Annotated in this window: 22 protein-coding genes; 10 read left to right on the forward strand and 12 right to left on the reverse strand. The window is 59.4% G+C overall.

Translation table 11 applies throughout. The annotated features are described in order from the left end of the window. The first annotated feature begins 400 nt into the window (after positions 1-400). A complete protein-coding gene (locus tag GOQ28_RS07650; RefSeq protein WP_160356034.1) occupies positions 401-1,189 on the forward strand; it encodes a GntR family transcriptional regulator in 789 nt (262 codons plus the stop codon). A gap of 3 nt (positions 1,190-1,192) precedes the next feature. Here the strand turns inward: GOQ28_RS07650 and GOQ28_RS07655 are convergent, their stop codons facing one another. Together GOQ28_RS07655 and GOQ28_RS07660 are read right to left on the reverse strand one after the other, a co-directional pair. Further along, positions 1,193-2,146, reverse strand: a complete 954-nt coding sequence (locus GOQ28_RS07655; protein ID WP_160356035.1) for a hydroxymethylglutaryl-CoA lyase — start codon at positions 2,144-2,146, stop codon at positions 1,193-1,195. Between the two features lie 17 nt (positions 2,147-2,163). Next, positions 2,164-3,378 (reverse strand): CaiB/BaiF CoA transferase family protein, encoded by a 1,215-nt coding sequence (locus tag GOQ28_RS07660; protein ID WP_160356036.1) that lies wholly within the window; start codon positions 3,376-3,378, stop codon positions 2,164-2,166. A gap of 258 nt (positions 3,379-3,636) precedes the next feature. Between GOQ28_RS07660 and GOQ28_RS07665 the strand changes: the two genes are divergently transcribed. Further along, positions 3,637-4,869, forward strand: a complete 1,233-nt coding sequence (locus tag GOQ28_RS07665; RefSeq protein ID WP_160356037.1) for an SLC13 family permease — start codon at positions 3,637-3,639, stop codon at positions 4,867-4,869. A gap of 28 nt (positions 4,870-4,897) precedes the next feature. Here GOQ28_RS07665 and GOQ28_RS07670 read toward each other — a convergent pair whose 3' ends face one another. After that, positions 4,898-5,653, reverse strand: a complete 756-nt coding sequence (locus GOQ28_RS07670) for an outer membrane protein (protein WP_160356038.1) — start codon at positions 5,651-5,653, stop codon at positions 4,898-4,900. Between the two features lie 198 nt (positions 5,654-5,851). Here GOQ28_RS07670 and GOQ28_RS07675 point away from each other — a divergent pair, with 198 nt between their 5' ends. The 3 genes from GOQ28_RS07675 to GOQ28_RS07685 all read left to right on the forward strand — a co-directional run bounded on the left by GOQ28_RS07675 (position 5,852) and on the right by GOQ28_RS07685 (position 10,360). Further along, positions 5,852-6,889, forward strand: a complete 1,038-nt coding sequence (locus tag GOQ28_RS07675) for a linear amide C-N hydrolase (protein ID WP_236844279.1) — start codon at positions 5,852-5,854, stop codon at positions 6,887-6,889. Between the two features lie 80 nt (positions 6,890-6,969). Continuing rightward, positions 6,970-8,931: an FUSC family protein gene (locus tag GOQ28_RS07680; protein WP_160356039.1), complete on the forward strand. Its 1,962-nt coding sequence runs from the start codon at positions 6,970-6,972 to the stop codon at positions 8,929-8,931. 136 nt (positions 8,932-9,067) lie between these two features. After that, positions 9,068-10,360: a M20/M25/M40 family metallo-hydrolase gene (locus tag GOQ28_RS07685; protein ID WP_160356040.1), complete on the forward strand. Its 1,293-nt coding sequence runs from the start codon at positions 9,068-9,070 to the stop codon at positions 10,358-10,360. 100 nt (positions 10,361-10,460) lie between these two features. On the opposite strand, the gene GOQ28_RS07690 is transcribed toward GOQ28_RS07685, so the two are convergent. Continuing rightward, positions 10,461-11,408, reverse strand: a complete 948-nt coding sequence (locus GOQ28_RS07690; protein WP_160356041.1) for a LysR family transcriptional regulator — start codon at positions 11,406-11,408, stop codon at positions 10,461-10,463. A 126-nt stretch (positions 11,409-11,534) separates the two neighbouring features. On the opposite strand from GOQ28_RS07690, the gene GOQ28_RS07695 reads away from it, so the two are divergent. From GOQ28_RS07695 to GOQ28_RS07710, 4 genes are all read left to right on the forward strand, one after another. Beyond that, positions 11,535-12,515, forward strand: coding sequence for a Bug family tripartite tricarboxylate transporter substrate binding protein (locus GOQ28_RS07695; RefSeq protein ID WP_160356042.1), 981 nt, complete (start codon positions 11,535-11,537; stop codon positions 12,513-12,515). Positions 12,516-12,578: 63 nt separating this feature from the next. After that, complete coding sequence (locus tag GOQ28_RS07700) at positions 12,579-13,736, forward strand: acyl-CoA dehydrogenase family protein (RefSeq protein ID WP_160356043.1); 1,158 nt, start codon at positions 12,579-12,581, stop codon at positions 13,734-13,736. A 17-nt stretch (positions 13,737-13,753) separates the two neighbouring features. Continuing rightward, a complete protein-coding gene (locus tag GOQ28_RS07705) occupies positions 13,754-14,788 on the forward strand; it encodes an acyl-CoA dehydrogenase family protein (RefSeq protein ID WP_160356044.1) in 1,035 nt (344 codons plus the stop codon). 47 nt (positions 14,789-14,835) lie between these two features. Then, entirely contained in the window at positions 14,836-15,624 is a 789-nt protein-coding gene (locus tag GOQ28_RS07710; RefSeq protein ID WP_160356045.1) for a crotonase/enoyl-CoA hydratase family protein, read from the forward strand. Positions 15,625-15,718: 94 nt separating this feature from the next. Here GOQ28_RS07710 and GOQ28_RS07715 read toward each other — a convergent pair whose 3' ends face one another. From GOQ28_RS07715 to guaB, 8 genes are all read right to left on the reverse strand, one after another. Next, positions 15,719-16,306, reverse strand: coding sequence for a TetR family transcriptional regulator (locus tag GOQ28_RS07715; RefSeq protein WP_160356046.1), 588 nt, complete (start codon positions 16,304-16,306; stop codon positions 15,719-15,721). A 159-nt stretch (positions 16,307-16,465) separates the two neighbouring features. After that, positions 16,466-17,938, reverse strand: coding sequence for an aldehyde dehydrogenase family protein (locus GOQ28_RS07720; protein WP_160356047.1), 1,473 nt, complete (start codon positions 17,936-17,938; stop codon positions 16,466-16,468). A gap of 203 nt (positions 17,939-18,141) precedes the next feature. After that, positions 18,142-18,429 (reverse strand): type II toxin-antitoxin system RelE/ParE family toxin, encoded by a 288-nt coding sequence (locus GOQ28_RS07725; RefSeq protein ID WP_160356048.1) that lies wholly within the window; start codon positions 18,427-18,429, stop codon positions 18,142-18,144. Further along, complete coding sequence (locus GOQ28_RS07730) at positions 18,401-18,676, reverse strand: CopG family ribbon-helix-helix protein (protein WP_160356049.1); 276 nt, start codon at positions 18,674-18,676, stop codon at positions 18,401-18,403. Before GOQ28_RS07730 ends, GOQ28_RS07725 begins: the two co-directional genes overlap by 29 nt. A gap of 234 nt (positions 18,677-18,910) precedes the next feature. Then, positions 18,911-19,858: a nucleotidyl transferase AbiEii/AbiGii toxin family protein gene (locus GOQ28_RS07735; protein ID WP_160356050.1), complete on the reverse strand. Its 948-nt coding sequence runs from the start codon at positions 19,856-19,858 to the stop codon at positions 18,911-18,913. After that, positions 19,842-20,663: a type IV toxin-antitoxin system AbiEi family antitoxin domain-containing protein gene (locus tag GOQ28_RS07740; protein WP_160356051.1), complete on the reverse strand. Its 822-nt coding sequence runs from the start codon at positions 20,661-20,663 to the stop codon at positions 19,842-19,844. The genes GOQ28_RS07735 and GOQ28_RS07740 overlap by 17 nt, the downstream gene beginning before the upstream one ends. 287 nt (positions 20,664-20,950) lie before the next feature. Further along, a complete protein-coding gene (gene guaA / locus GOQ28_RS07745) occupies positions 20,951-22,543 on the reverse strand; it encodes a glutamine-hydrolyzing GMP synthase (protein ID WP_160356052.1) in 1,593 nt (530 codons plus the stop codon). An 89-nt stretch (positions 22,544-22,632) separates the two neighbouring features. Next, complete coding sequence (gene guaB / locus GOQ28_RS07750; RefSeq protein WP_160350555.1) at positions 22,633-24,093, reverse strand: IMP dehydrogenase; 1,461 nt, start codon at positions 24,091-24,093, stop codon at positions 22,633-22,635. A gap of 168 nt (positions 24,094-24,261) precedes the next feature. Between guaB and GOQ28_RS07755 the strand changes: the two genes are divergently transcribed. Further along, a complete protein-coding gene (locus GOQ28_RS07755; RefSeq protein ID WP_160356053.1) occupies positions 24,262-24,891 on the forward strand; it encodes a DUF2239 family protein in 630 nt (209 codons plus the stop codon). Positions 24,892-24,985: the final 94 nt, after the last annotated feature.

The following is a 24,985-nucleotide window of genomic DNA, read 5'->3' on the forward strand; positions in this document are numbered from 1 at the left end:
TCTCGGCCGCGTCTGGGCGCGATCAGAAACACTCGTTGTGGCGTTGCCGCGGCTTAGGTCTTATTGGTACCGGGTGAACGCCTTCAGATATTCCGCTGCGGTTTGGCGACCCAGGCTTCGGTCGATCTAACGGTCTCACCTTTGCTGCAAAGTGCTGCATGCTTGTCTCCTCGGTGATGCTTGTCGTCTACTGCTGCCAGATTCGATGGCGCCCACTAGTGTCACGTTTGCGGTGCCAACAAGCTGTCTCGGGTTTCTATTTCTTCATTTGTTCGTATGTACGTACAATATGGAGTGATTCTGCGGATGTCAATAGTCGCAATCACGCATACATGGCTTTCCGGACTCGGCGCCAGACACGTCTATTACAATCGCTCCACCTCCAATCGTTGGTCTTCGCATGGCAACTACCCCACCGTCTTCGCCTGTTGCCTTTGATGCGTACTCGGGTGGACGCCAACCGCTTTATGCAACGCTGGCGCGCACGTTGAAGCACGACATCGAAACCGACCGTTACCCGGTAGGCAGCACCCTGCCCACCGAAGGGGAATTGGCGCTGCGCTACAGCGTGAGCCGTCATACGGTCAGACAGGCACTGCGCGAACTGAAAGATGAAGGCATTATTTCTTCCCGCCCAGGTGTCGGCACCCGGGTTCGCGCACGCCCACAATCGCTGCGATTTTTCAGCGGCATCAACTCCGTGTCCGAGCTCTTGCAATTTGTCGACGCGACGGAGATGCACGTGCAATCGCAACGGGAGATCGTGGCCGACGAGGCCTGGGCCGCCCAGCTGCACTGCCTACCCGGCCAGGTATGGACCGAGGCCAATATCGTCCGTACCTTCGTCGACAGCCCCACGCCGATGAGCTACCTGCAGGTTTACCTGCGTCCTGAGTTCGCCGAGGTACTGCATGGCATCAAGGTGCTCAGAAAGCCGATCTATACCTTGGTTGAAGCCCGCTACGGCATACGCATTGTCGAGGTTCAGCAAGAAATCACCGCCGCTAATCTTGATGAGCCCATGGCGCGCGCATTGCACGCCAAAGAGGGCCAAGCTGCTCTGAGAATCACCCGCTACTATCTGGACCGAGCGGGTCAGCTGGTGCAGGTGGGGCTAGGACACTATCCCAGCGGCACCTACACGCAAAGCTCACGCTTTCGCGCGCACGCCGCTGACGACGACGAATAAGCATCATCCGGGGTACTCGTGCGGATGGTCGCGACCCCATTGGGTCACGGCCTCGCGGGTCGCGCCGTGCGTGGCGTGGCTGCGCGGTTCGATATTCAACCACTGCCCCACCTCGCGGGCCGCCGCCAGAACTTCGTCCGCGTCCAGGCCGGTGTTTATGTCCATCAAGCCCAGCATCCGCACCAGATCTTCGGTTGGGAAATTACCTACCGCGCCCAGCGTCTGCGGCATGGCGATGCCACCGCCGATGCCGCAGATGGCGCCTTCCAACCAGGCCGCCCCGCCGTCTAATGCCGCCGCGATGTTCGCCGTCGCCATGCCAGACAAGTTGTGGATATGAAAGCCCAGCTCGACATCGGGATAACGGTCACGCAATCGACCAAACAGTCTGTTCACATGCCGGGGATCCTCCATCCCCACCGACCCCGCCAAGTACAGGCGGCGAATCCCCGCATTGCGAAACTCGCCCACCATGGACGTGATGCGCTCTTCGGGAATGACGCCCTCATAGGGGCACCAGAACGACATTCCCAAAGCCAGCACATAGCGCAGGCCAGCCGCATCGGCAATGCGAAACGCCTCGATCGCCTGCGCGTTGGCGCGTTCCGGGTCCATGTTCTGATTTTTCTTCAGATACGATGCACTGCCGATGGTCAGGCCCACGATTTCGTCGACCTTTGCGTCCACCGCGCGCTGCGCACCGCGGGCATTCGGCGCCAGACCACGATATATCGTTCCTGGCCGTCGATGGATGCGCGCGCAAACTTCCTCGGCATCTTTTAGATTGGGAATGACTCGTGGATGCGCAAATCCCGTCACCTCGATCACGGGCAAGCCCGCTGCCGATAATCGGTCAATGATGCGGACCTTCGTATCGGTATCGACCCAGGAGGGAAAGCTTTGCAGACCGTCGCGCGGGCCGACTTCGACTACCTCGACGCTGGATGGAAAACTCATCGCCATGGCATCCTCCCTCAATCCGCCAACGTAATGCCGGCCTGTTGCAGCTGTGCTTCGGTATAGCCCAAACGATCCATGAGAATCTCTCTATTGTGCTGACCCAAAGCCGGCCCAGGCGCGCGGATACGCCCGGGCGAGGCGGACAGTTTGCCCACGACATTCTGCATTCGTAGCGGCGTGCCCAGCTCATCATCTTGCACGGTGGCGATGTTCTCGCGAGCCTGAATCTGTGGATCCGCCATGATTTGCGCCACGTTATTGACGGGCGCCATGGTCGACTGCAAATCGGCGGAACGCGCAAGCAGATCGTCCAGATCAAAGCGGGACACGGCGCGCTGCAAGGCCTCGTCCAGTTCTTTGACATGCTTTAGACGTTGGCGGTTGTCGGCAAAGCGCGGGTCATCCACGAGGTCCGGGATTTCAAGCACCTGACATATCCGTACAAAGGTCGACTGGGCACTGCCCGCGATCGCCAGCCACTTGCCATCGCGGGTTTGAAACGTGTTGCGCGGCGCGGTAAAGGGAAGCCGGCTGCCGCTGCGCTCTTGTATGAGCCCCAGCTGGTCGTAGTTGATGACGTGCGGGCCAATCAAGGTCAGTAGCGTTTCATAGATGGCAAGGTCCACATACTGCCCCTGCCCCGTGCGTTCTTTGTGGCGTAGCGCCACCATGGCCAGAAATGCCGCCATCAGGCCGGTCGAGGAGTCGGCCAAGCCAAATCCGGGAAGTAGCGGCGGCTGATCCGGATAGCCCGAAATCTGTGCGTAGCCGGCGTAGGCTTCGGCCAGGGTGCCAAAGCCAGGACGCTCCCGATAGGGGCCGGTTTGGCCAAAGCCAGTCACGCGCATCATGATCAGCCCAGGGTTGATCTCCTTTAAGGCCTCGTAACCCAGTCCCCATTTTTCGAGCGTGCCACTACGATAGTTTTCGACCACGATGTCCATGTCGGCCACGAGTCGTTTTACAGCCTCTTGCCCGAACGGCGTACGCAAATCCAAGGTTATGGCGCGCTTGCCGCGGTTCAGCACCTTGTAGTAGAGACCCACGCCATCCTTGTTCTCGCCCCAATAGCGCACCTCGTCGCCGCTGCCTGGACGTTCGACCTTGATCACGTCGGCGCCGAAATCGGCGAGAAACATCGCGCTCATGGGCGCGGCCAGAAAATTCGACAGATCCAGCACCTTGACGCCAGCCAACGCGTCCTGCCCAACCGAATTTGCAGCGGTCATGTTGTCTCCTCTGTTATGTACGTTTGTACGTACATTAAGCGAGCAATATCCGCCCGTCAAGAACAGAGTTTGGAATGTTTAAAGCGTCTGCGGACTCTGGCCGGTTGGGGCACGTCGCCCTACGGACCTTGGATGTTCCTTTCGCGGCCACGCTGCGGGCAGGCCTTAATTCAACTACTACAATGGCGCCCGCTCGCGTTACAGGCGTATCAATGACCTGACGCGATTCCTATTTCGCAGATCGAACGAACACCGCTTATGCATCTCACATTGCTAATCTTCCTCGTGGTCTACATCGCCATGGGATTCGGCAAAATCCCAGGGTTTAAAGTCGATCGCACGGGCGCCGCGTTGATCGGCGCGGTCGCCATGCTGGCCGTAGGCAGCCTCAGTGCACAGGCGGCGTGGAACGCAATCGACTACAAAACGGTCGGCCTGCTATTCGGCCTGATGGTGATTTCGGGCGCGTTCGCGGTGTCGGGCTTTTATGCGTGGGCGGCACAGAAGGTCGCCACGCTACGGGCGAGTCCCACTGTGCTGCTAGCGGTCTTTATCGCAGTCAGTGGCGTGCTGTCTTCCCTGCTGACCAACGACGTCGTGGTGGTGGCCATGACGCCCTTGTTGGTGTCCATCACGCTGGCCAGAGGGTTGAATCCCATTCCTTTCCTGCTCGCCTTTTGCTTCGCGGCGAATGCGGGCTCGGTCGGTACGCTGATCGGCAGTCCGCAGAATATGATCGCGGCGCAGGCGTTGGATGTGTCGTTTCTCGAGCTGTTAAAGGTCGCCGGTCTGCCCGCCCTGCTGTCATTGCCCATTGTGTGGGGCGTCATTGCTTATATGTTTCGAGGAAAATGGATGCTGGGACAACAATCCAGCTCCGCGCCAGCAACGCATACCGCCTCGCCTCGCCTGGATTTGTTGGAAACGATCAAGGCATCGGTGGTGATGTTGGCAACCGTGGTGGTGTTCGTCATGGACATCTGGCCACAGGAAATTGTCGCCCTGACCGCCGCCAGCATACTCCTGATCAACCGCAGCATTGCCTCGAACGACGTGCTCAAGGAAGTCGATGGCAACCTGCTGCTGCTCGTCATGGGCTTGTTTATCGTGAATGCTGCAATGGCCACGACCGGGCTGCCGCAGACACTGCTTGCCGATTTAAAACATCTGGGTGTCGACCTCAACGAGCCGCTCGCCCTCTATCTGACGAGCGCGGCCTTGAGCAATATCGTGGGCAATAACCCCACGGTGATGCTGCTGGCGCCCTATCTGCAGCCGGGCGCGAAATCCGATGCATTGTGCGCCGCGCTGGCGTTGGGCACGGGCTTTTCCAGCAATATGGTGATTTTTGGCAGTCTCGCCGGCATCGTCGTGGTGGAACAATCCAAGGCCTGCGGCGTGAACATCTCGTTCATGGACTTCGCCAAGGCAGGCCTGCCCGTGGCCACGCTATGCATCGTGCTGTCGGCGTTCTGGATTTACTGGCTTTGATCCCAGGCGGGCATGACGGCATTCGAGCCTAAAACCGGAACGTGAGGCCCACCAGCGGCCCGCTTTGCGAGAAATCCAGACGCTTGCCGCCATCACGATAGTTCACATCCAGGTGACGGTAGCCCACCGACAAATTGACATGGTCATGCACCTGGTAGTTGATAGATCCCATTACCTGCCAGGTAAAGTCCGACCCCGCTCCAAAGCCGCCCGTATCGACATAGACCAGCGATGACCACCGCGGCGCGAAGTCATTGCGCCAGCGCAGCGCGACGATCGGGTCAATAAAAGAGGTATCGGACGTTGCCGATAGCAGATTGCCGACCTTTACCTTCGCATTGATATCCCAATACCGGGCCCCCGCCATCACGTCCAGATTCGATTGTCGCCCGACTTCCCAGCTGTAGCCTCCGAGCAAGGTCGCCGAGGTTTGTCGCACCTTGGCGCGCGCCGATAGCCCATATGGCAAGGCAGCGGAATCAGAGGTCGCCGCGTAGGTCAGGTCGCCCTGCAGCACCCAACGGTCTTTACGCGCCGTTCCGGCCAGAAAAAACGCCGCATCCAGGCTGTCCAGAATTTCTGAGAACGACTTATCCACGTGCGCCGTGGGCGCGCCCCGGAACGGGCGTACGGTGCCGTCCAGGCCCGTCATCCATACGTACGGCGTGACCTGAAATCGCCAGGCGTCGTCACCAATCGGTTGAGGTTGGGCCGCGACCCCGGGTGTGCTAAAAATTGCGCCACACACGAGGAAACTCGATAGCTTATATAAAGGGGTCTGCATGGGTATGGCCAGCGTCCAGAGAAGGTATGATGTTGCGGCCCTATTATTGATGAACCGGCCCTCCCTGCCAAGCTGCTTTATCGCCATCGACCGATTCGGGCGGTAGCCGGTGTCGCCATTGTCTCTCTATCGATAAGAACCTTGATCAACATGAATCAGCGCAGCACTATCTCGAAACTGGCAGCGCTCGTCCTGAGCATGACGACGCTCGCTACCGCGCCAAGCACATGGGCCTGCACCCGTTTGGTGTTCCTGGGTGATAACGGTCAGGTCATGACGGCGCGCTCAATGGATTGGAAAAGCAATATCGTCAGCAATCTTTGGATTTTGCCGCGCGGTATGGAACGCGATGGACAGACGGGCGAGAACACCGTGCGCTGGACCTCCAAGTATGGCAGCGTCATCACCTCCGGCTACGACATTTCCACCACCGATGGCGTGAACGAGGCGGGATTGAACGCCAACTTGCTTTGGCTGGTGGAATCGGAGTATCCACCTTTTGAGCCCAGCAGCAAGCCGGGCCTGTCGATCGCGGCCTGGGCGCAATATGTGCTGGACAATTTCGCCACCGTTAAAGAAGCGGTGGACGCACTAAAAGACGAGCCATTCACCATCGTCACCGATAACATCCCCGGCGAAAGCCGCCTCGCGACGCTGCATCTTTCCATGTCGGACGCCAGCGGCGACAGCGCCATCGTCGAATATATCGGCGGCAAACAAATCATCCACCACAGCCGCGAATATCAGGTGATGACCAATTCGCCGATCTTCGAAGAGCAACTGGCGCTAAACACCTATTGGCAACAGATCAACGGCACGGTCATGCTGCCCGGCACCAATCGCGCGTCGGATCGATTCGCCCGCGCCTCGTTCTATGTGAACACGATCCCAAAAGATCAGGACCCCAATAAATCGCTGGCCAGCGTGTTCAGCGTGATCCGCAACGTATCCGTCCCGTATGGCATCAGCACGCCAGACCAACCCAACATTTCCTCCACCCGCTGGCGCACGGTGTTCGATCATCAACGCAAGCTGTACTTCTTTGAATCGGCGCTCACGCCCAACACGTTCTGGGTCGATCTGAAGGCGATCGACTTCAGCGACAAAACCGGCAAGGTCATGAAACTGGACCTGGGTGACGATCAGACGCATACCTACTCCGGCAACGCGACGCGCGACTTCCAACCGTCCAAGCCGTTTCAGTTCTTAGGCGTCAATAGTGCAAGCCCTGTCTGAATATAGACGCGGCGAGCCATCGCTCGCCGTTAGTACCTTTATACGTTGCAAAGCGCGGTCGCGGGACCGCCTGGACTAGCATGGATAAGCCCGACACCCAGAAAGACGAAGTTTCCCTAAGCCCGAGTTCATGGCTTAGAGAGGTCGCACGATTGAATCCGGCGAGCTGGAACATCAGTCGTTGCAGCCGGGCCGCGCTGGCCGTCTGCCTTCCCATGGCAGTGGGTCATTACACCGACACGCTGATGTATACGCTGTGGATCTCGCTCGGCTCTCTTTTTCCTGCGATAGGCGAGCGCGACGCGCCGTATAGCGCGACCTTTCGCAAGATCCTTACCGCCGCACCCATTGGCGCGGCGGGCTTCATGGCCGGCTATTTGCAGACGATGGGGTTGCCGTGGACCGGGATCGTGCTGATCATGAGCGTGATCGGCTTTCTACTGTCCATCGCCAGCAGTTATAGCGCCGCCATTTCGATTGGCTCGCTGCAGTTCATGATCATGGCAGCGGTGGCACTGGGCAATCCGGAGATCCAGCACTTCTGGATGTCGAGCTTGCTGGTCATAAGCGGTGCGCTATTTGCGATGTTCTTGCTGCTGCTGGAGAAATGGTTTCGGCCGCATCATCCGCGCCGCGATGCCATTGTGCAGGTGCTGCAGGCGTTAAGCGCTATCTGCAAGCAAAAGCTCGCCCATGGGGATATCGAAGCCGCGCGCTTGCAATACAACATCAAGTACGAAGCGCTCTATACCTTCATGCTGCAAGCGCGCTATCGCGCCGTGGGCCGCAACCAGGTCGTGGATCAAACCGCCGCGATCGTCCAAAGCCTGGACCGGCTTTTCGCCGCCTTGATGGCGCGTCAGAGCGTCGATCATCTCGAGCGGCTGCAACCCATCCTCCAAGACATCACCGACGCAGTGCTGCATGAGCGGCGCTACACCGGCCATCATACGGAAGGCTGCGAATTCGCGCGCGAACTCGATGACCTGATCGAGGCCTTATGGGACGCCAAGGCCGTGCCCGAGGCGACGGGCGCAAGAGCACGCGCGACCCCAAAACAGTCGCTGCAACTGCGCTTGCTGCTGCAAAAGCTCACCCCAGGGCGCAGCACCGTACAGGCGGCGATAAAGTTGATGCTATGCACGGCGCTGGGATATTCGGTTCACTATTTCGACGATATCTCGCATTGGTACTGGGTGCCCATGACCGTGGCGATCGTGATGAAGCCGGAATTGGGTTCGATCTTTGTACGCGCCGTGCAGCGCATGCTTGGCACGGCGGTCGGCGTAGTGGTCGGCGGGCTGCTGCTGGCCTATGTGCCGGTCGGTCCCGTGTTCATTTTGCTCATTGGCGCGATCACCTTCACCTTGCCATGGCTCGCGCAACGCAGCTATGCGCTGACCTCGTTCGCCGTAACGCCATTGGTGTTGGTGCTGATCGATTTCCTAGCCCCTGAACGTCAGGGCATAGACTACGCCATGCTGCGGCTTATCGATACCCTTGCAGGGTGCGCCATTGTGTTGGTCTTTGGCTACTTGCTCTGGCCGCGCAGACATTTCAGCGAACTCGACCAAGCCCTGACGGACGCACGTAAAGCCATCGCGCAATATCTGAGCCAGGCGCTCGCTAACCGCTCGCAGCCCGAGGTCGCCCAGCTAAGCGACGCGCGTCGCGCGGCCTATAGCAAGCTGGTCGACATGCGAGCCGCGCTACAACGTTCGCTGGCCGAGCCCCCGCCCGCCGGTTACGAGGCCGCGGCTTGGTTCCCCTTGGTTGCCTGCGCTGCGCGGCTGTGCGATGCCATCACCGTTTATTCCGCGAGTGCAAGCCACAACCCTGATCCCCAGGAAGCGGCATGGCTCGAACAGATGCCTGATGCGATCGAAGGGCTGAAAGACCTACCGGCCCTGCCCGACGATGTACTGGACCGAGATACGCCCGAGGCTCGCCTGATTGCCAGTATCTATAAGGAAACCGGTGTGCGGGAACAGCTGTACGAAAGGGTCGGGCAAATGCCGGAAAAACAGCTGGCTCCGGCCTAGTGACCCTGCAGCCGTCTATACCTCGTGCGGTGCGCTTCGTTACAGCCATGGCGCGCCAATACTATTACTCTACAAAAATGGCGCCCACCCTTGGGAGGTTTCGCACGCCTCCCATCTAAACTCCGAGGATATTCCTATGTCACGGCTTCCATTTCGCTCTTCGATTTATCGCGCTGGCCTTGCACTGGTTTTTATCTGTAGCGGACAACTGGCGGCGGCAGCGCCGGTGACTGCCGTGTACGAGGCCGCGGCAGCGCAAAAACAAGGCATGCTCGCCACCATGAAAGCGCTCGTGGAGATCGAGTCGGGAAGCAAGGACGTCGAAGACGTCGAGCGCATTGCCGAGCTGGTCAGCAAGCGGCTCAGCGATTTAGGTGGCACGGTCAAAATCGTACCGGCTACCGACGTGACGCGTCTTGACGATACCCCGGAGAAAGTCGGCCCTATGGTTCACGCCGAATTCAAAGGGACGGGCGACAGCAAAATCATGCTGATTGCGCATATGGACACGGTTTACCGTCGAGGCATGCTGAAAGACCAGCCGTTTCGCATCGATGGCGAGCGTGCCTATGGCCTGGGTATCGCCGATGATAAACACGGCGTAGCTAGCGTGATCCACACCATAGACCTACTGCAAAAGCTGGGATTTAAGGACTACGGCACGCTTACCGTTCTGATCAATGGTGACGAGGAAATCAGTTCGCCGGGCTCGCGCAGCACCATCACGCGACTGGGTGCCGACCAGGATGCGGTCTTCTCATTCGAAGGCGGCGGCATGAAGCCCAGACTGACCCTGGCCACCAGCGGCATTGGAGCGGTTTACCTGAACGTGCAAGGAAAGACCTCCCACGCGGGCGCACGGCCAGAAGGCGGCGTCAACGCGCTCTACGAACTCGCCCACCAGATCCTGCAAATGGACGACCTGTCCAAACCCGAAGACGGTCTGAAACTCAATTGGACTGTGGCGCAAGCCGGCACCAACCGCAACGTCATCCCCGGCAATGCCTCCGCACAGGCGGATGCGCGTGCGTTACGCGTCTCGGATTTCGATGCACTGGCCAAGACCATCGACGAACGCGTACAGAACAAACTTCTGCCCGATTCAAAAGTCAGTGTGAAGTTCGAAGTACGCCGCCCCCCGCTTGAGGCCACGGACGCCTCTCGCGCCCTGGCTCGCCATGGCGTGCAGATCTATGAAGAGCTGGACCTGCCCTTGGCGGTAGTGGATCGCCCGACTGGCGGCGGCACCGATGCCGCCTTTGCGGCACTGAAAGCCCGCGGGCCGGTCATCGAAGGAATGGGGTTGTCCGGCTTTGGCGCTCACTCCAACGATGCGGAATACATCATCATCGATAGCATCGTACCCAGGCTATACCTCGCGGCTCGCATGATTATGGACGTCTCAGAAGGAAAGGCGCCTTTGAAGTAAGACTTGGAGCTCGCTGAACTGTTGTTTAGCGAGCGTCCCAACTTCTGCGGGCGTCACAGATCGGGTGATTTTCCACAGTCCCAACTGATATCCGAAGCATTCACACAGAGGAGCTGTTCGCCGTTCTAAGCGCATATTGCTGCATTTCCGGCACCTGGTGATGCAGCTGGACGTACTCCAGCACATTGTTCACGATCGCACTACGGCGGGAGTGAGGTACCGCCAGCGCCATACCGACACAGAACTCTGCCGGTGTGTCCGTGAGCGTCAGATACGTGACACCAGGAAACTGCACGTGCTGAGCCACGCCGGCTACCAAGGCTACGCCCACGCCTGATGCCACCAGACTGAGGATGGTATGCACCTGCATGGCCTCCTGTACGACTCTTGGAGCAAAGCCCGATAGCTGGCAGCGTGTAGCGGCCAACGCCGCTAAGCCGGGCACTCGGGACTTGGGATACAGGATGAAAGGCTGCTGGGCAACCTCTGACAATGCCAGCTGGGTACGTCCACCCTCCGTTAAAGGACTGTTGCTGGGTACCGCCAACACAAAGTCGTCCCGTTCCAGCGGAATTACCTCGACTTCAGGTACATCCCCCACCGGAAAGCGTAGAAAACCCATGTCGACATGCTGGGACCGAATACCTTCCAGAATCTCCAGCGATGTCATCTCCAGCAGATCCAGCTCCAATTTGGGAAAGGTATGCCGCAGAGCAGGAATCAGCTGCGGCAGCAGCTTGTATGTGGCGCTGCCGATGAAGCCCATCCGCAGCTGTCCTTGCAAGCCGTGCAAGGTCTCTTGTGCTTTGAGCCTGCATTGCTCGGCATGGAACAGCGCGATACGAGCATCGCGCAGAATGGCATGAGCCATCGGAGTAGGGATTAACCCGCTAGGGTGACGTTCGAATAGTTTGCCCCCCAATGTATCTTCCAAGCGTCGGATAGACACCGACAACGGCGGCTGTGCCATGTGCAACAACGCGGCAGCACGGTGGAAGTTACGCGTTTCCATCAGAGTCACAAATCGCTGTAGCTGGCGCAGATCCATGGCGATATCGAATAGGTATCAAAAGCACATTTTTTAATATTGGACCCATCGTAAACGTCACTTCTACATTTGTCTTCTAACCCCGGCTCCTAGAGAACGGGGTGCACAAAAGATAGGAGACAAAAAATGATCTTCAACCGCCGACCGTTGTTGACTTGGCTAGCGGCCAGCGCTTGCCTGTGTTTCGTTGCAGGGGGCACGTCCTCGGCCCAGGATTTCCCGTCCAAACCCATCAAATTCGTTGTGCCGTTTGGTCCTGGAAGCGGTACCGACACCTCTGCACGCTACTTCGCTAAAAAGCTGCAGGACCTGACGGGACAGCCTGTCGTCGTAGAAAACAAGCCCGGCGCAAACGGGTTCATCGCCGTCAATCAGGTGCTGACTGCACCCGCGGACGGCTATACCGTGTTTATCGGCAGCAATTCCACCCTGGCGGTCAATGCAGCGCTCTTTAAAGACCTGCCCTATGACCCGGTCGCCGATTTTGCGCCCTTGACCATGATGATGCGATCGCCTGCCATGATCGCTGCGGCTCCCACAGTGTCGTACAACGATCTACAAGGCCTGTTAGATCATGCTGCGGCAAATCCTGGGAAAGTGAATTTTGGTGCGGGATCGGCGGGCTATCAATTGATGGGAGAACTGCTCAACGATGCAGCGAAGGTACGCACCGTTCATGTCCCCTTCAAGGGCGCCGGGGAAACCATGACCGCCGTCGCGGGAGGCGTAGTCGATTACGCATTTGCCGAAGTGACGGCCGTACAAGAGCTCGCCAAGGCGGGCCGGGTGAAGGTGCTAGCAGTGGCCTCGGATCGGCGAGTACCTAACTTGCCAGACGTGCCTACGGCCGATGAGGCGGGCTTGAAAGGTTTCGAAGCCTACACGTGGGTCGGGGCCATGGTCAGCGCCAAGACACCGGCTGCTGAAACCGAGAAGCTGGCGGCGCTATTGACGGAGATCTCCAAAACTGACGAAACCCGCCAGTTTTATGAGCGCATCGGTGCCATCCCAATGACCGGGGGCCCCTCACAGATGCGTACGTTTCAGGAGAATGAAATTGCCCTGTGGAAGCGCATCGTTGCCCAGGCCAAGGTGCCTCAGCGATGAACACAGCAGCCGTTTCAGTCTTTGGTGCGCTGTCGCGCGCTTTGCAACACACGGAGTAGTGCAATGAGCACGTTGGAGTCACTGGCACTTACCGGTATTCCCGCTGAAGACGAGGCCTTGCGCGCCGAAGTGCGTGCATTCCTGATAGAAGCTACGCGAGCCATGCCCGCGCACATTCGTGCCCGTTCATGGATGGGCTACAACGCCGAGTTCAGTCGTCAGCTGGGCGCCAAGGGCTGGATTGGTGTGACCTTGCCCACGGCGTATGGCGGTGCCGGCCGCAGTGCCTTTACCCGTTATGTGCTGGTCGAGGAGTTCCTGAATTTTGGCGCGCCCGTGGGCGCACATTGGATCGCCGACCGCCAGAGTGCCCCACTCATTCTCAAGTACGGGACCGAGGACCAGAAACAGTTTTATATCCCCAAGGTCTGCCGCGGTGAGGCCTTTTTTTGCATCGGCATGAGCGAGCCCAACTCCGGTTCGGACCTGGCCAGCGTCAAGAGCCGTGCCATACCGAACGCACAGGGCTGGCTTCTCAATGGGCAGAAGATCTGGACCACCTATGCTCACCACTGCCAGTACATGATTGCATTGGTCCGCACTTCGGGCACGGCAGAGGATCGCCACAAGGGCCTGTCGCAGGTGATCGTGGATCTGTCGCTACCCGGTGTGACGGTGCGCCCTATCCGCGACCTGTCGGGCGACAGCCATTTCTGCGAAGTCTTTTTCGACAATGTGCAACTGGGCCATGACGCTCTGATAGGTGTGGAGGGCCAGGGCTGGGAACAAGTGACTGCCGAGCTGGCCTTCGAGCGCAGTGGTCCGGAGCGCCTTTTTTCTTCCATTGTGTTGTTCGAGCAATGGCTGCAGTACGTACGCACCCCGCAGGGGCGCACGGAGTCGGCCCAACGCCTGGCGGGCAAGGTGCTCACACAGCTGGCACCTTTACGCGCGATGTCAGTGGCCGTGCAACAAAAGCTCGTGCAAGGCGCCAGCCCCATCGTGGAGGCTGCTCTAGTCAAGGAACTCGGCACCACGCTTGAACAGATGATTCCCGCAGCCCTCGCTGAAGACCTGTTCGCCCGGGACACCGAGGAGATACCGGTGGAGCTGCTGATGACACTCAAGTACATAATCGAAGCTTCCCCTTCGTTCTCGCTGCGAGGCGGTACGCGCGACATCCTGCGCGGCATGATTGCCCGCGGACTGGGCTTACGTTGAACACGGGGAGCTGAGCAATGAACACGAAGGAAAATGATCTCTTTGCCGATGCAGCACGTGAGGTACTGAATGCGCAATGTACGCCAGCCGTGGTGCGAGCGATTGAGGCCGGCGGGCGTGATGCAGCGGCTACGCAGGCATTGTGGGCACAACTCGAAGCCATTGGCTTGCCCGATGCCTTGCTCAGCGAAAACCAAGGCGGTTCGGGCCTGGGTTTGGGGCAAGTTTTTGGCGTTCTGGAGCAGTGCGGCGCCCACGCCCTACCGCTGCCACTGGCCGAAACCATGGTTGCCCGGGCGCTGCTGGCCCAAAGCGGTACAGCGTGCGGGGCCGGTAGCATTGCCTTCGCTCAGGGACAGGCGCTGGCCGATGGCAGCTGGCATTGTCCCTTGGTTCGCCAGGGTGCGCTTGCCGAAGCCGTGTTGGTGCAGACCCCAAGCGCCTGGCGCTTGCTGAAGGTCGATCAGGCGCACCGCTCGGACCACGCCGACGTACACGATGCGGCGCTGACATGGTCGTCCGCTCAGGTGCATGCTGCGCCGGTCGTCGCCGTCGATGCAGAATTACAGGTACGTAACCTACAGGCGGCAGTGACGGCTGCACAGATGGCAGGCGCCCTGCTCCAGGTGTTCCAGCGCACGCTGCAGTACGCCAATGATCGCCAACAGTTTGGCCGCTCCATTGGCAAGTTCCAGGCCATCCAGCACCAGCTGGCGGTGATGAGTGAACACGTCTTTGCGGCACGCATGGCAGCGCAGTTGGGATGCAGTGGCGACGGAGTGCGGCCCGACCGCCTGCGTGTGGCGACAGCCAAGGCGCGCTGCAGCGAGGCCACCCTGATAGTCGCAGAACTGGCACATGCCATCCATGGTGCTATCGGCTTTACCGAGGAATACGACCTCCAGCTGTTCACGCGGCGTCTGCACGCCTGGCGACAAACCGCAGGCAGCGAGGCTTATTGGCATGCCGTGGCCGGCGAAGCGTTGCTGGCGCATGAAGGCATGACGCTGGACATGGTGCGCCGTATCACCGATGTAGCCGCAGCCCACTGAGCCAGATACCGAACTGAACAACGATCTGTTTGTGGAGACCTACCCCCATGGCATTTCTCACCATCGAGCGCGACGGTTGCATTCTGACCGTCACGATGAACCAGCCGGAAACACGTAATGCCCTGACCGGCAACACCGCTGTGAGCGAGTTCGTGCAGCTGTGTGACGAGGTCCGCAAGGACACCCGGATTAAGGTGCTTATCCTTACTGGCGCGGGCCCCATCTTCAGCTCGGGCGGCAACGTCAAGGACATGCAGCGATTTTTCGATGAGGCGCTCACGCCCGACCTGATCAGGGAGGAGTACCGCAACGGCATTCAGCGTATCCCCAATGCGCTGTACGAATTGGATGTGCCCGTGATCTGCGCGGTCAATGGTCCGGCCATCGGTGCCGGCTTGGATCTGACTTGCATGTGCGACATCCGCATTGCCAGCGAAAACGCCACCTTTGCCGAGAACTTTGTGCGCGTGGGCATCGTGCCAGGAGATGGAGGGGCATGGCTGTTGCCTCGTGCAGTAGGCATGGCCAAGGCATCGGAAATGGCTTTCACGGGTGAGGCTATCGACGCGCGAGAAGCACTGGCCTGCGGCTTGGTCAGCCGCGTCGTTACCGCAGATGAACTTTTGCCGACGGCCAAGGCACTTGCGCAAAAAATTGCCGCAAACCCCGGAGCCGTGATGCGCATGACCAAACGCCTGCTACGTGAAGGGCAAAACAGTTCCCTCGCTTCGCTGTTGGAGTTATCGGCGGGCTACCAGGCAATTGCCCACAAGACTGCCGACCACCGAGAGGCCGTCATGGCCTTTGTAGAAAAACGTAAGCCTAACTTCGCCTGAGGCACAAGGCGCTAGTACCTGCATCCGCCGATGGATGGCCTGCTAGAGCAAGGATGTCCTTGGATTGATACTGATGGAGTGCTGGCTATCACCCTTAGGACTTCAATTGCAGCGCATCGGCGAATTGTCGGTAGTACTGATCGATCAGGCTCTTCCCATCCTTGGGCGAAAACAAGTAAAGGCGCATGAGGCCTTCGAAAACAAGTGACAGGCGCGCTGTCACGGCGACCGGGTCGAGATCGCTGGATATTTGCCCTCTTGTCTGAGCCTCGCGTATCTTGCTATGAACGCTGCTGATCAACCCGGACTCCGAATCGCGCAGTAGTTTGGCTACTTGGGGATTGCGTGCCCCTTCGCTGGCGATTTCGGCGCGCAACACCGCCACAGCGTGCCCTTCGGGGGTGAGGAAGATATCTGCCAATAGCTCTTCGATCGCCTCGCGACTGAAATCAGAACTCCAGAACCGGCTAATCAGACTGTGATGCCGCTGCAAGTCAAGTTCGATCAGCGCAATGATCAGGGCATCCTTGCCCGCAAAATACTGGTAGATGTTTGCAACACTAACCCCCGCGGCGGCGCTGATTTCGGAAATCGATGAGGCATGAAAACCGCGATGTATGAAACAGTTTCTGGCCCCATCCAGGATTTGGGTCAAGCGTTTTTCACGCGCATGCTCATTCACGGGACGTCCGCGCGCTGGCTTGCCTTCATCTGTTTTCATTCACACACCTGGAATAAATTCGCGTCGTCTTTGGGATACGAGGATGCCATGCAATGGCAGGGTCGTCACACCCGCGACAACCCCGACGCAACCATAGCACCCGCAGCGGACCGATCAACCTCAAGAAGCTGTCAATGGTTCCTCGACAGCAGCATATACCTTGATTTCCTGGAACTGTTCAATCGCCCGCGGTCCGCAGAGTACACCGATGCCGCTTTGCTTGAAGCCGCTCTGTTCAAAGTGCTCTGACATGACGCCCCAGCAGTTCATCCAGATATGGCCGGCGCGGATAGCCTTGCCGACGCGCCGGCAGCGCGCCGTGTCGCTCGAGAACACCGAGGCGGCGAGACCGAACTCGGTAGCGTTCGCGCGTTCAATGGCGTCGGCTTCGTCTTCAAAAACCTCGAAAGTCTGGACGGGTCCAAACACCTCGGCCTGGATGACATAAGCACTCAAGTCCTGTACTTCAATCAGACTAGGACGATAGAACGCGCCTGCGGCCAGTGGCCCTTCGTCGACCGGGCCGCCCCGGACCAGGATGTCCGCATAGGACGCGGCTTCGGCGACCACGGCATCGACACGTCGAACGCTGGCCTTGTCGATCAATGGGCCAAGCTGCGCCTGCGGGTCCTCGCTTTCGCCTAGCCGAACCTTCTGGTAGGCCTCGATCAGAGCCGCACGCAATCGGTCGGCTATGCCTCGTTGCGCGAGCACACGCGAGCCAGTGCAGCAGAACTGGCCATTCATCGCGACTAAAGCCATGACAATCTGCGGCACCACCGCATCAAGATCGGCATCATCGAATACCACCAGCGGCGCCTTGCCGCCCAGCTCCAGATTCAGACGTTTAAGCGTTTTGGCGCCGTTGGCGGCAATCACTCGCCCTACCTTGGTGCTGCCGGTATAACTAATCATATCCACCTGCGGCGAATCGACCAGCATGGAGGCGCCAATGCTGCCGGTTTCCGTGATCACATTCAGCACACCCGGTGGCAGCGATTCGACAGCTGCAACGGCCTCAGCGAACAATGCATTCGTCAGCGCGGTCTGGCCAGGCATTTTCAGCACCACGGTGCATCCCGCAGCGAGCGCCGGAGCGACAGCCCGCACTGACAGGATGATCGGCGAGTTCCACGGTGAGATCACGCCGACAACGCCGAGCGGCTCGGGGTCAGAAATAAAATGCATTCCAGGAGAGGCTTCAAGCGCACGCCCGCCAGTCTGCAGCAGTGCGGTGGCTGCGGCATAACGTAGCCATTCCACAGTAAGTGACAGCTCCCAATGCGTTTGGGCCAACAGCTTGCCGCCCTCCCGAGAAAGCATGGTCGCCATCTTGTCCACCCGCTTGGCGACCTCGTCGGCCAGTTCAAACAACGCGCGTGAGCGCACCGAGCGGTCTTTAGGCCAGCGGGTTGTGTCAAAGGCCGTGCGCGCGGCTTCGATTGCCAACTGAGCTTCATCGGGGCCTATGTCCAGGTAGTAGCCGAGCGGCTGCCCGGTAGAGGGGCTGACCGCCTGCCTTTTCGTGCCCCCATCGTTCCAACTGCCGTTAATCCAGGTGCGTGCTGCCTCAGTCGAATTTAAGCGTTCCATGACGTTTTCCTTGTTGAGCACATTTCGGTTAGGTCGGTTCAGACAGGGGTAGCCCTTGCTGATCGTCCGCCTTGATGCTGATGAACGTTCGTCACCCTTTGTCTATTTATAATAGTAAACGATCATTTATATAAATGCGAGCACTGGTTTTAGGCTTTTGTTGGACCTTGTCCAGCTGCATGTGGCACCGAAAGGCGTGCCCTTCAATACCCCGATTCTTTCCGGGGGCGAACGGCAAGAATGACGATGTTCTCGCTGTCGAAGCGATAGAGGGCGACGTAGCCACTGTTGCCGAACTCGATCAGCCATTCCCGAAACTCGAGTTCCATGTCATCGAGAGGGCGGCCGATGCGTGGCTGATGGGTCAGAATCTTGACGCCGACCCGGTGCGCCTTCACCGCGCGCTGCGCTGCGGCGGCGTCCTGGGCCGCGAGGAAGCGATAGAGCCGGGCTGCGTCCAGATCAGGCGTGGCACTCAGGCGGCTCCACATCCTCGCCCGCTTCAAGCTTCGCCAGCCAAGCGTCGGCTTCCTCGAGGGTCAGATGCACGTCGTGACGTTGATAATCTGCCCAGGCACGGAGCGCATCCTGTTTGAACGCCTCGCGTCTTTCCTCGCGCTCGACGTAGTGCGCCGCTTCTCGCATGATCCATTGGGACGTGTGCCGACGGGCTTCGGTCAAGTGTTGGACGCGCCCTTTCAACTCGTCATCGAGCTTGATGGATTTTGGCGTGGCCATGTGGCCTCCGTAGCGAAAGTAATACCTCATCCGCAATTTTGACGAGTGGCGGTTTTTCGACAATTCCAGGAAGCCCCGCATACGCAGAGATGTCAAGCAAGTATTTCTCAGAGTAGATGCGCTCATCTCCCATCACCCGACTCGCGCTCGAAGGAATAATAAACATCCAGCGCGGGGCCTGTGCCGACGTTGGAAAGCGCAAGCTGTATGGATCCATTGCCGTCCCACCTCGCTTCATCTAGTACTGTCTATCCGCGCCAACGTTTCTTCCAACAAGCTCCGATCCGCTGCACGCTTGGCGTTGGTCCGCTGAGCCAGATTCTGGAGCTTGCGCCGCACGGCCGGCAAATCGGCCGCATGCGGGAGTCCAATCAGATTAAAGTCCGGCCGCTGATCTTCGACGGATCGCAGGAACTCGCACGAAGGCTCATCCAGCCATCCGGCCACGCGCGCCAGCAGACGCCCATGAATGTCCAACAAGACTTCGGCTTCAAGAGGCTCAGCCGTCATGCCCTTGAAATGTGCATCGAAGGTCGCCGCGAAATTCACGGGGACGCGGGGCGCCAACATCTCCCAGGCGGGCTTAGGGCTGCATGTCAGGTAGACGAGAAAAGTCCGCCAAAGGCTCTGATCAGCCCGTTCGTCATTCAGCAACAAACCGACATCGAAAAGATCGCGCGGATGCTGCCGCGACAAAGCAGCGGCCAACTTGCCAGCATAAAGGTCAGAGAAGCTCAGCACCTGCATCGAGGCAAAACCGAACTTCTCCTCCACTCTTGGCCGCACCACCATGTTTCGCACCGGGTGCACCGTGCCACGCATTACTGGCGTCGTTTCGACTTGCACACGCGCACGGCCGCGACTTGCTACCAGTCGCGTGACACCTGCGCCCTCGCCACCCGACAACTGCACCTGTAGCTGCAGGGGCCGGGCTCGCAGCACATCTGCGACGTGCCCGAGCGCTTGAGCAATCAGCTTTGCATCTTCAGCATAGTCATGCACCGGGAGCCAAGCCAAATCGATGTCCACCGACAAGCGTGGCAGGTCGTGCTCGAACAGGTTGATGGCAGTGCCGCCTTTGAGCGCGAAACGTAGTTCCTGTGCCAGCGCAGGCAAAATCTCTACCAGCAGCTTCACGCGGTCTGTGTAACGCCGCTCCCAATGATCAAGCCAAGTGTTCATCGAGGTCTCGCGGCAAGGTTATCTGATAGGTCGGATGCAGGCGCCCGCCAGGCACCAGCGCACGCTTGCCCCTCCCCAGATCTACGCCATCCAACGGCACATGTGGTAGCCATGCATGCCGATGGCGCTCGGCCAGCGCCAAGAACAAGCGCTTGGCCTTGACGCTGCGGCAGTGGCTCAGCATGAGGCCGACCCGCTGTGGACGTAGCATGGTCATGGCCTGCATCAGCGCGTCCACCTCGTAGACCAACGTCGCATCCGCGACGCCCTCACATAGCTCCAGCATTGCCCGCTCGGGCGTAGAGCAGATCAAGGCATCGGGACCCACCGCTACTCGATGCCAAGTAAGGCCTTGCTCGGACAACGTCTTCTCCGGGATCTCTGCCGTATACGCCAAGAGCGGCAGATTGAACGGCCCCCTCCCCAAGAACTCGAAACGCTGTTCCAAGGACAACTTGCCCAGCCAGCCCGGAGGCCGTGCCGGTCCATACAGGTTGATTGTTCCGGAATCCCCCAGACGCAGATAGTGCTCATGCCCCTCCAGGCTCAGTGCGAAGCGACCGCCGACATGCAGCGGCATGCCCTCCCCGACCTGCAAGCTGTGTACCACTCCCTCCCACTGCAGGCGCCCCCCCTTGCGCATGTAGACGCCACGTACAGGCGACACAAGCCAGCCGCTATTCACGTAACGTGCGACGAGGCTGTTGGAATAGCCGTGCGCCCGCAACCAACGACTCGATATCAGGCGCGTGTCGCCTAATTCGGCCAGTAGCGAGTTCAGTTTCCGCGTATTTTGATCACTCATGATGATCAAAATACAACTTTTATGAACCCTTGCCAAGTCGAATCGGTTTAATAGAAATAAAAAAAGATCACTTAAGGTGACCTTTTCATCAGAAAATCAAACCGAACAATACCTGCCGAAAACCGATCCACGGTAGATATCCCGATACCACGCCGGCATCATTCAACCGGTCATGGTATCGGCGATTTCACGGCACACCCTTCGCGTACTATGAAAACACCATTGACGATCCAGGATATAGTTGTGGATTCGTGTTTTTTATAATTAAATCAACAACTTAAAAATAATCACTCCCACTCAATCGTCGCAGGCGGCTTGCTCGACACGTCGTACACCACCCGATTCAATCCGCGGACCTCATTAATGATCCGCGACGACACCTTCGCGAGCAACGCATGCGGCAGCGGCGCCCAGTCGGCGGTCATGAAGTCGAAGGTCTGAACCGCGCGCAGTGCGACCACGTATTCATACGTACGGCCATCGCCCATCACGCCCACCGATTTCACCGGCAGGAATACCGCGAACGCTTGCGAGGTCAGGTCGTACCAGCTCTTGCCGGTCGCTTCATCGATGGTGCTGCGCAATTCCTGAATAAAGATCGCATCCGCGCGACGCAGCAGGTCGGCGTACTCTTTCTTTACCTCACCCAGAATACGCACGCCCAGACCCGGACCCGGGAAAGGATGGCGGTAAACCATCTGCGGCGGCAGGCCCAGGGCCACACCGAGTTCGCGGACTTCGTCCTTGAACAGTTCGCGCAACGGTTCGAGCAGCTTGAGGTTCAACGTATCCGGTAAGCCGCCTACGTTGTGGTGCGACTTGATCGAAGTCGCCTTGCCGGTCTTGGCGCCGGCCGACTCGATCACGTCGGGATAGATCGTGCCCTGGGCGAGCCACTTCGCATTCTTGAGCTTCCCTGCTTCGGTCTGGAAGACTTCCACGAACTCGCGGCCGATGATCTTGCGTTTGGCTTCAGGGTCAGCCACGCCCGCGAGCTTGCCCATGAACTGCTCAGTCGCGTCGATATGGATGATCTTCACGCCCATGTTCTCGGCAAAGGTCTGCATGACCTGTTTGCCTTCGTCCAGACGCAACAGACCGTGATCCACGAACACGCAGGTCAGCTGATCGCCAATCGCCTTATGAATCAACGCGGCGGCCACCGACGAATCCACGCCGCCTGACAGACCGAGAATGACTTCGTCGTCACCGACCTGTTCGCGAATGCGTTGCACGGCTTCGGCGACGTAGTCGGGCATGTTCCAATCGCCCTGGCAGCCACAGATCTCGTTGACGAAGCGCGCAATCATGGCCTTGCCTTGCAAGGTGTGCGTGACTTCGGGATGGAACTGCACGGCGTAGAACTTGCGCTCTTCGTCGGCCATGCCGGCGATCGGGCACGACGGCGTGGACGCCATGAGCTTGAAGCCTGGCGGCAGCGCGGTGACTTTGTCACCGTGGCTCATCCAGACCTTGAGCATGCCATGGCCTTCGGCAGTGGTGAAATCGGCTAAGCCGTTCAGCAACTTCGTGTGGCCGTGGGCGCGCACTTCGGCGTAGCCAAACTCGCGGTGATCGGAAAAGCTCACCGTGCCGCCCAGCTGCATCGCCATCGACTGCATGCCGTAGCAGATGCCGAGCACGGGCACGCCGAGTTCGAACACGGCGGCCGGCACGCGGAGCGCGCCTTCGGCGTACGCCGAGGCGTGACTGCCCGACAGGATGATGCCCTTGAGGCCCTGGCTTGCCTGCTCGCGCACGAACGCGTCATCGACATCGCCAGGATGGATTTCGGAATACACGCCGGCTTCGCGTACGCGGCGGGCGATTAACTGGGTGACTTGCGAACCGTAGTCAAGAATGAGAATGCGCTGATGCATGGAGACTCTGCCGGTTGGAAATAAAAGCGCACCGGCCAGAACCGCGTGAGTTCTGCCGGTGCGCGATACATTGCATTGTACTGACTGGATCAGTCGGCGCGGTAGTTAGGCGCCTCTTTGGTGATCTGCACGTCATGGACGTGGGATTCACGCACACCAGCCGAGGTGATCTCGACGAACTGCGTCTTGGTACGCATGTCGTCGATGGTCGCGCAACCGCAGTAACCCATCGAGGCCCGGATGCCGCCCACCAGCTGATAGATGATGGCCAGGACGCTGCCCTTGTAGGGGACACGGCCTTCGATGCCTTCGGGAACCAGCTTGTCGGCGTTGTTGGCCGGGTCTTGGAAATAGCGGTCGGCCGAGCCGTCGGACATGGCGCCCAGGCTACCCATGCCGCGGTACGATTTGTACGAACGGCCTTGGAACAGCACGACTTCGCCGGGGGCTTCTTCGGTGCCGGCGAACATGCCGCCCATCATGCAGGCAAACGCGCCGGCGGACAGGGCCTTGGCGATGTCGCCGGAGTAGCGAATACCACCGTCAGCGATGAGCGGAACACCGGTGCCTTCCAGGGCCTTGGCCACATCGGCAATCGCGGTGATCTGAGGCACGCCCACACCCGCCACGATACGGGTCGTGCAGATCGAACCCGGGCCGATACCGACCTTGACGCCATCCGCGCCGTGTTCGACCAACGCACGCGCGGCATCCGCCGTCGCGATATTGCCGCCGATCACGTCGACTTTGGGGAAATTCTGTTTGACCCAACGCACGCGTTCCAGCACGCCACGCGAATGGCCGTGCGCGGTATCGACGATGATGACGTCAACACCCGCGGCGACGAGCTTGGCGACACGCTCTTCCGTGCCATCGCCCACGCCCACGGCGGCGCCCACGCGCAGCTGGCCTTGAGCGTCCTTGTTGGCAACCGGGTGCTCGGTATTCTTGACGATATCCTTGACGGTCGCCAGACCGCGCAGCTCGAATGCGTCGTTGACGATCAGAACGCGCTCCAGGCGGTGCTTGTGCATCAAGGCCTGGGCTTCGTCCAGCGTCGCGCCTTCTTGCATCGTAACCAGACGCTCTTGAGGCGTCATGATGTTACGCAGCGGCTGGTCCAGACGATCCTCGAAGCGCAGGTCACGGTTGGTGACGATACCGACGAGTTTTTTGCCCTCCACCACCGGCAGGCCGGAGATACCGTGCTGACGCTGTAGCGTAATGGCGTCGCGAACCTTCATGTCGGGCGTCACGGTAACAGGATCGATCACGATCCCGAACTCGTGGCGTTTGACGCGGGCGACTTCCTTGGCCTGCTGGTCAGCGGTGAGGTTTTTGTGAATGATCCCGATGCCGCCCTCCTGGGCCATGGCGATCGCCAGGCGCGATTCGGTCACGGTGTCCATGGCAGCGGACACGAGCGGAATATTCAGGGTGATATTGCGGGTGAGACGGGTGGCGAGCGACGTATCGCGCGGCAACACCTCGGAATACGCTGGCACCAACAACACATCGTCGAAGGTGAGCGCTTTTTGAACGAGACGCATGTGGGACTCCGGGCGCAAAGCAAAATTATACGCGCACTGGCAATTTTTACTAGGGGGTTTCCCTTATCGATGTGATCCAACTTCTCGTTGCAATGTTTCACCGCCGTCGCGTTGACGGCAAGCCCACCCGGCGGGATAGTAATTTCAGTTCACGGAGAGGTGTGATCGATGGACAGCAGCACGGGACATGGGCGGGATGCAACCACGGCATGCACGGCTTTTGCCGGCACGCGCCGCCTGGCGAGCGGGCCGCTGGCGGAAGTCGCGTTGGTGGTGCGCGGGGCGCAAAATTCCCCCGGCGCGGACCGGGTCGTTGTCTTCAGCGATTTAACGGGCGAGGTCTTGCTGGACTGGCGCGGCACAGACGAGGAAATCCGGCGCCGTCTGAACACTGCCCAGGGCGGCAGTCTGGTGCAAGACGCCGAGCCCGTTTCCCAACAAACACCGCAGCCGCCACGCGGCCGTGGACGGCCCAAGCTGGGCGTGGTTTCGCGGGAAGTCACCCTTTTGCCCAAACACTGGGCATGGCTGGCGCAACAGCCGGGCGGGACGTCGGTCACCCTGCGGACTATCATCGATCGCGTACTGGTGACCGAGAGTGACGCCGCGCATGAACGACGTCGCAAAGAGGCAGGCCATCGGTTCCTCAGCGCGCTCGCCAGCGACCTGCCCGGCTTTACCGAGGCGTTGCGCGCGGTGCTGGCGCTTGATCGCGCGCAATTTCTGGGCCATACCTCGACTTGGCCGAGCGATATCCGCGAGCATGCACTGCGGATAACGTTCGACGAGCCGGCATAAATTCACTGGGGCAACGTACATTCCCGATGCGAGCCAGCCGCGTCGCGGCGGAATATCTGCCCGCCACGCAACGCAACGTATAGCGCTGTGGAGC

Origin of the sequence: Bordetella sp. 02P26C-1 (assembly GCF_009763255.1) — a bacterium.
Classification (GTDB): Bacteria; Pseudomonadota; Gammaproteobacteria; order Burkholderiales; family Burkholderiaceae_B; genus Bordetella_A.

Bases quoted from the DNA above. Each gene is read 5' to 3' on its own strand.
- GOQ28_RS07650 (WP_160356034.1), top strand. From the start codon at position 401: ATGGCAACTACCCCACCGTCTTCGCCTGTTGCCTTTGATGCGTACTCG.
- GOQ28_RS07655 (WP_160356035.1), bottom strand. From the start codon at position 2,146: ATGAGTTTTCCATCCAGCGTCGAGGTAGTCGAAGTCGGCCCGCGCGAC.
- GOQ28_RS07660 (WP_160356036.1), bottom strand. From the start codon at position 3,378: ATGACCGCTGCAAATTCGGTTGGGCAGGACGCGTTGGCTGGCGTCAAG.
- GOQ28_RS07665 (WP_160356037.1), top strand. From the start codon at position 3,637: ATGCATCTCACATTGCTAATCTTCCTCGTGGTCTACATCGCCATGGGA.
- GOQ28_RS07670 (WP_160356038.1), bottom strand. From the start codon at position 5,653: ATGCAGACCCCTTTATATAAGCTATCGAGTTTCCTCGTGTGTGGCGCA.
- GOQ28_RS07675 (WP_236844279.1), top strand. From the start codon at position 5,852: ATGACGACGCTCGCTACCGCGCCAAGCACATGGGCCTGCACCCGTTTG.
- GOQ28_RS07680 (WP_160356039.1), top strand. From the start codon at position 6,970: ATGGATAAGCCCGACACCCAGAAAGACGAAGTTTCCCTAAGCCCGAGT.
- GOQ28_RS07685 (WP_160356040.1), top strand. From the start codon at position 9,068: ATGTCACGGCTTCCATTTCGCTCTTCGATTTATCGCGCTGGCCTTGCA.
- GOQ28_RS07690 (WP_160356041.1), bottom strand. From the start codon at position 11,408: ATGGATCTGCGCCAGCTACAGCGATTTGTGACTCTGATGGAAACGCGT.
- GOQ28_RS07695 (WP_160356042.1), top strand. From the start codon at position 11,535: ATGATCTTCAACCGCCGACCGTTGTTGACTTGGCTAGCGGCCAGCGCT.
- GOQ28_RS07700 (WP_160356043.1), top strand. From the start codon at position 12,579: ATGAGCACGTTGGAGTCACTGGCACTTACCGGTATTCCCGCTGAAGAC.
- GOQ28_RS07705 (WP_160356044.1), top strand. From the start codon at position 13,754: ATGAACACGAAGGAAAATGATCTCTTTGCCGATGCAGCACGTGAGGTA.
- GOQ28_RS07710 (WP_160356045.1), top strand. From the start codon at position 14,836: ATGGCATTTCTCACCATCGAGCGCGACGGTTGCATTCTGACCGTCACG.
- GOQ28_RS07720 (WP_160356047.1), bottom strand. From the start codon at position 17,938: ATGGAACGCTTAAATTCGACTGAGGCAGCACGCACCTGGATTAACGGC.
- GOQ28_RS07725 (WP_160356048.1), bottom strand. From the start codon at position 18,429: ATGTGGAGCCGCCTGAGTGCCACGCCTGATCTGGACGCAGCCCGGCTC.
- GOQ28_RS07730 (WP_160356049.1), bottom strand. From the start codon at position 18,676: ATGGCCACGCCAAAATCCATCAAGCTCGATGACGAGTTGAAAGGGCGC.
- GOQ28_RS07735 (WP_160356050.1), bottom strand. From the start codon at position 19,858: ATGAACACTTGGCTTGATCATTGGGAGCGGCGTTACACAGACCGCGTG.
- GOQ28_RS07740 (WP_160356051.1), bottom strand. From the start codon at position 20,663: ATGAGTGATCAAAATACGCGGAAACTGAACTCGCTACTGGCCGAATTA.
- guaA (WP_160356052.1), bottom strand. From the start codon at position 22,543: ATGCATCAGCGCATTCTCATTCTTGACTACGGTTCGCAAGTCACCCAG.
- guaB (WP_160350555.1), bottom strand. From the start codon at position 24,093: ATGCGTCTCGTTCAAAAAGCGCTCACCTTCGACGATGTGTTGTTGGTG.
- GOQ28_RS07755 (WP_160356053.1), top strand. From the start codon at position 24,262: ATGGACAGCAGCACGGGACATGGGCGGGATGCAACCACGGCATGCACG.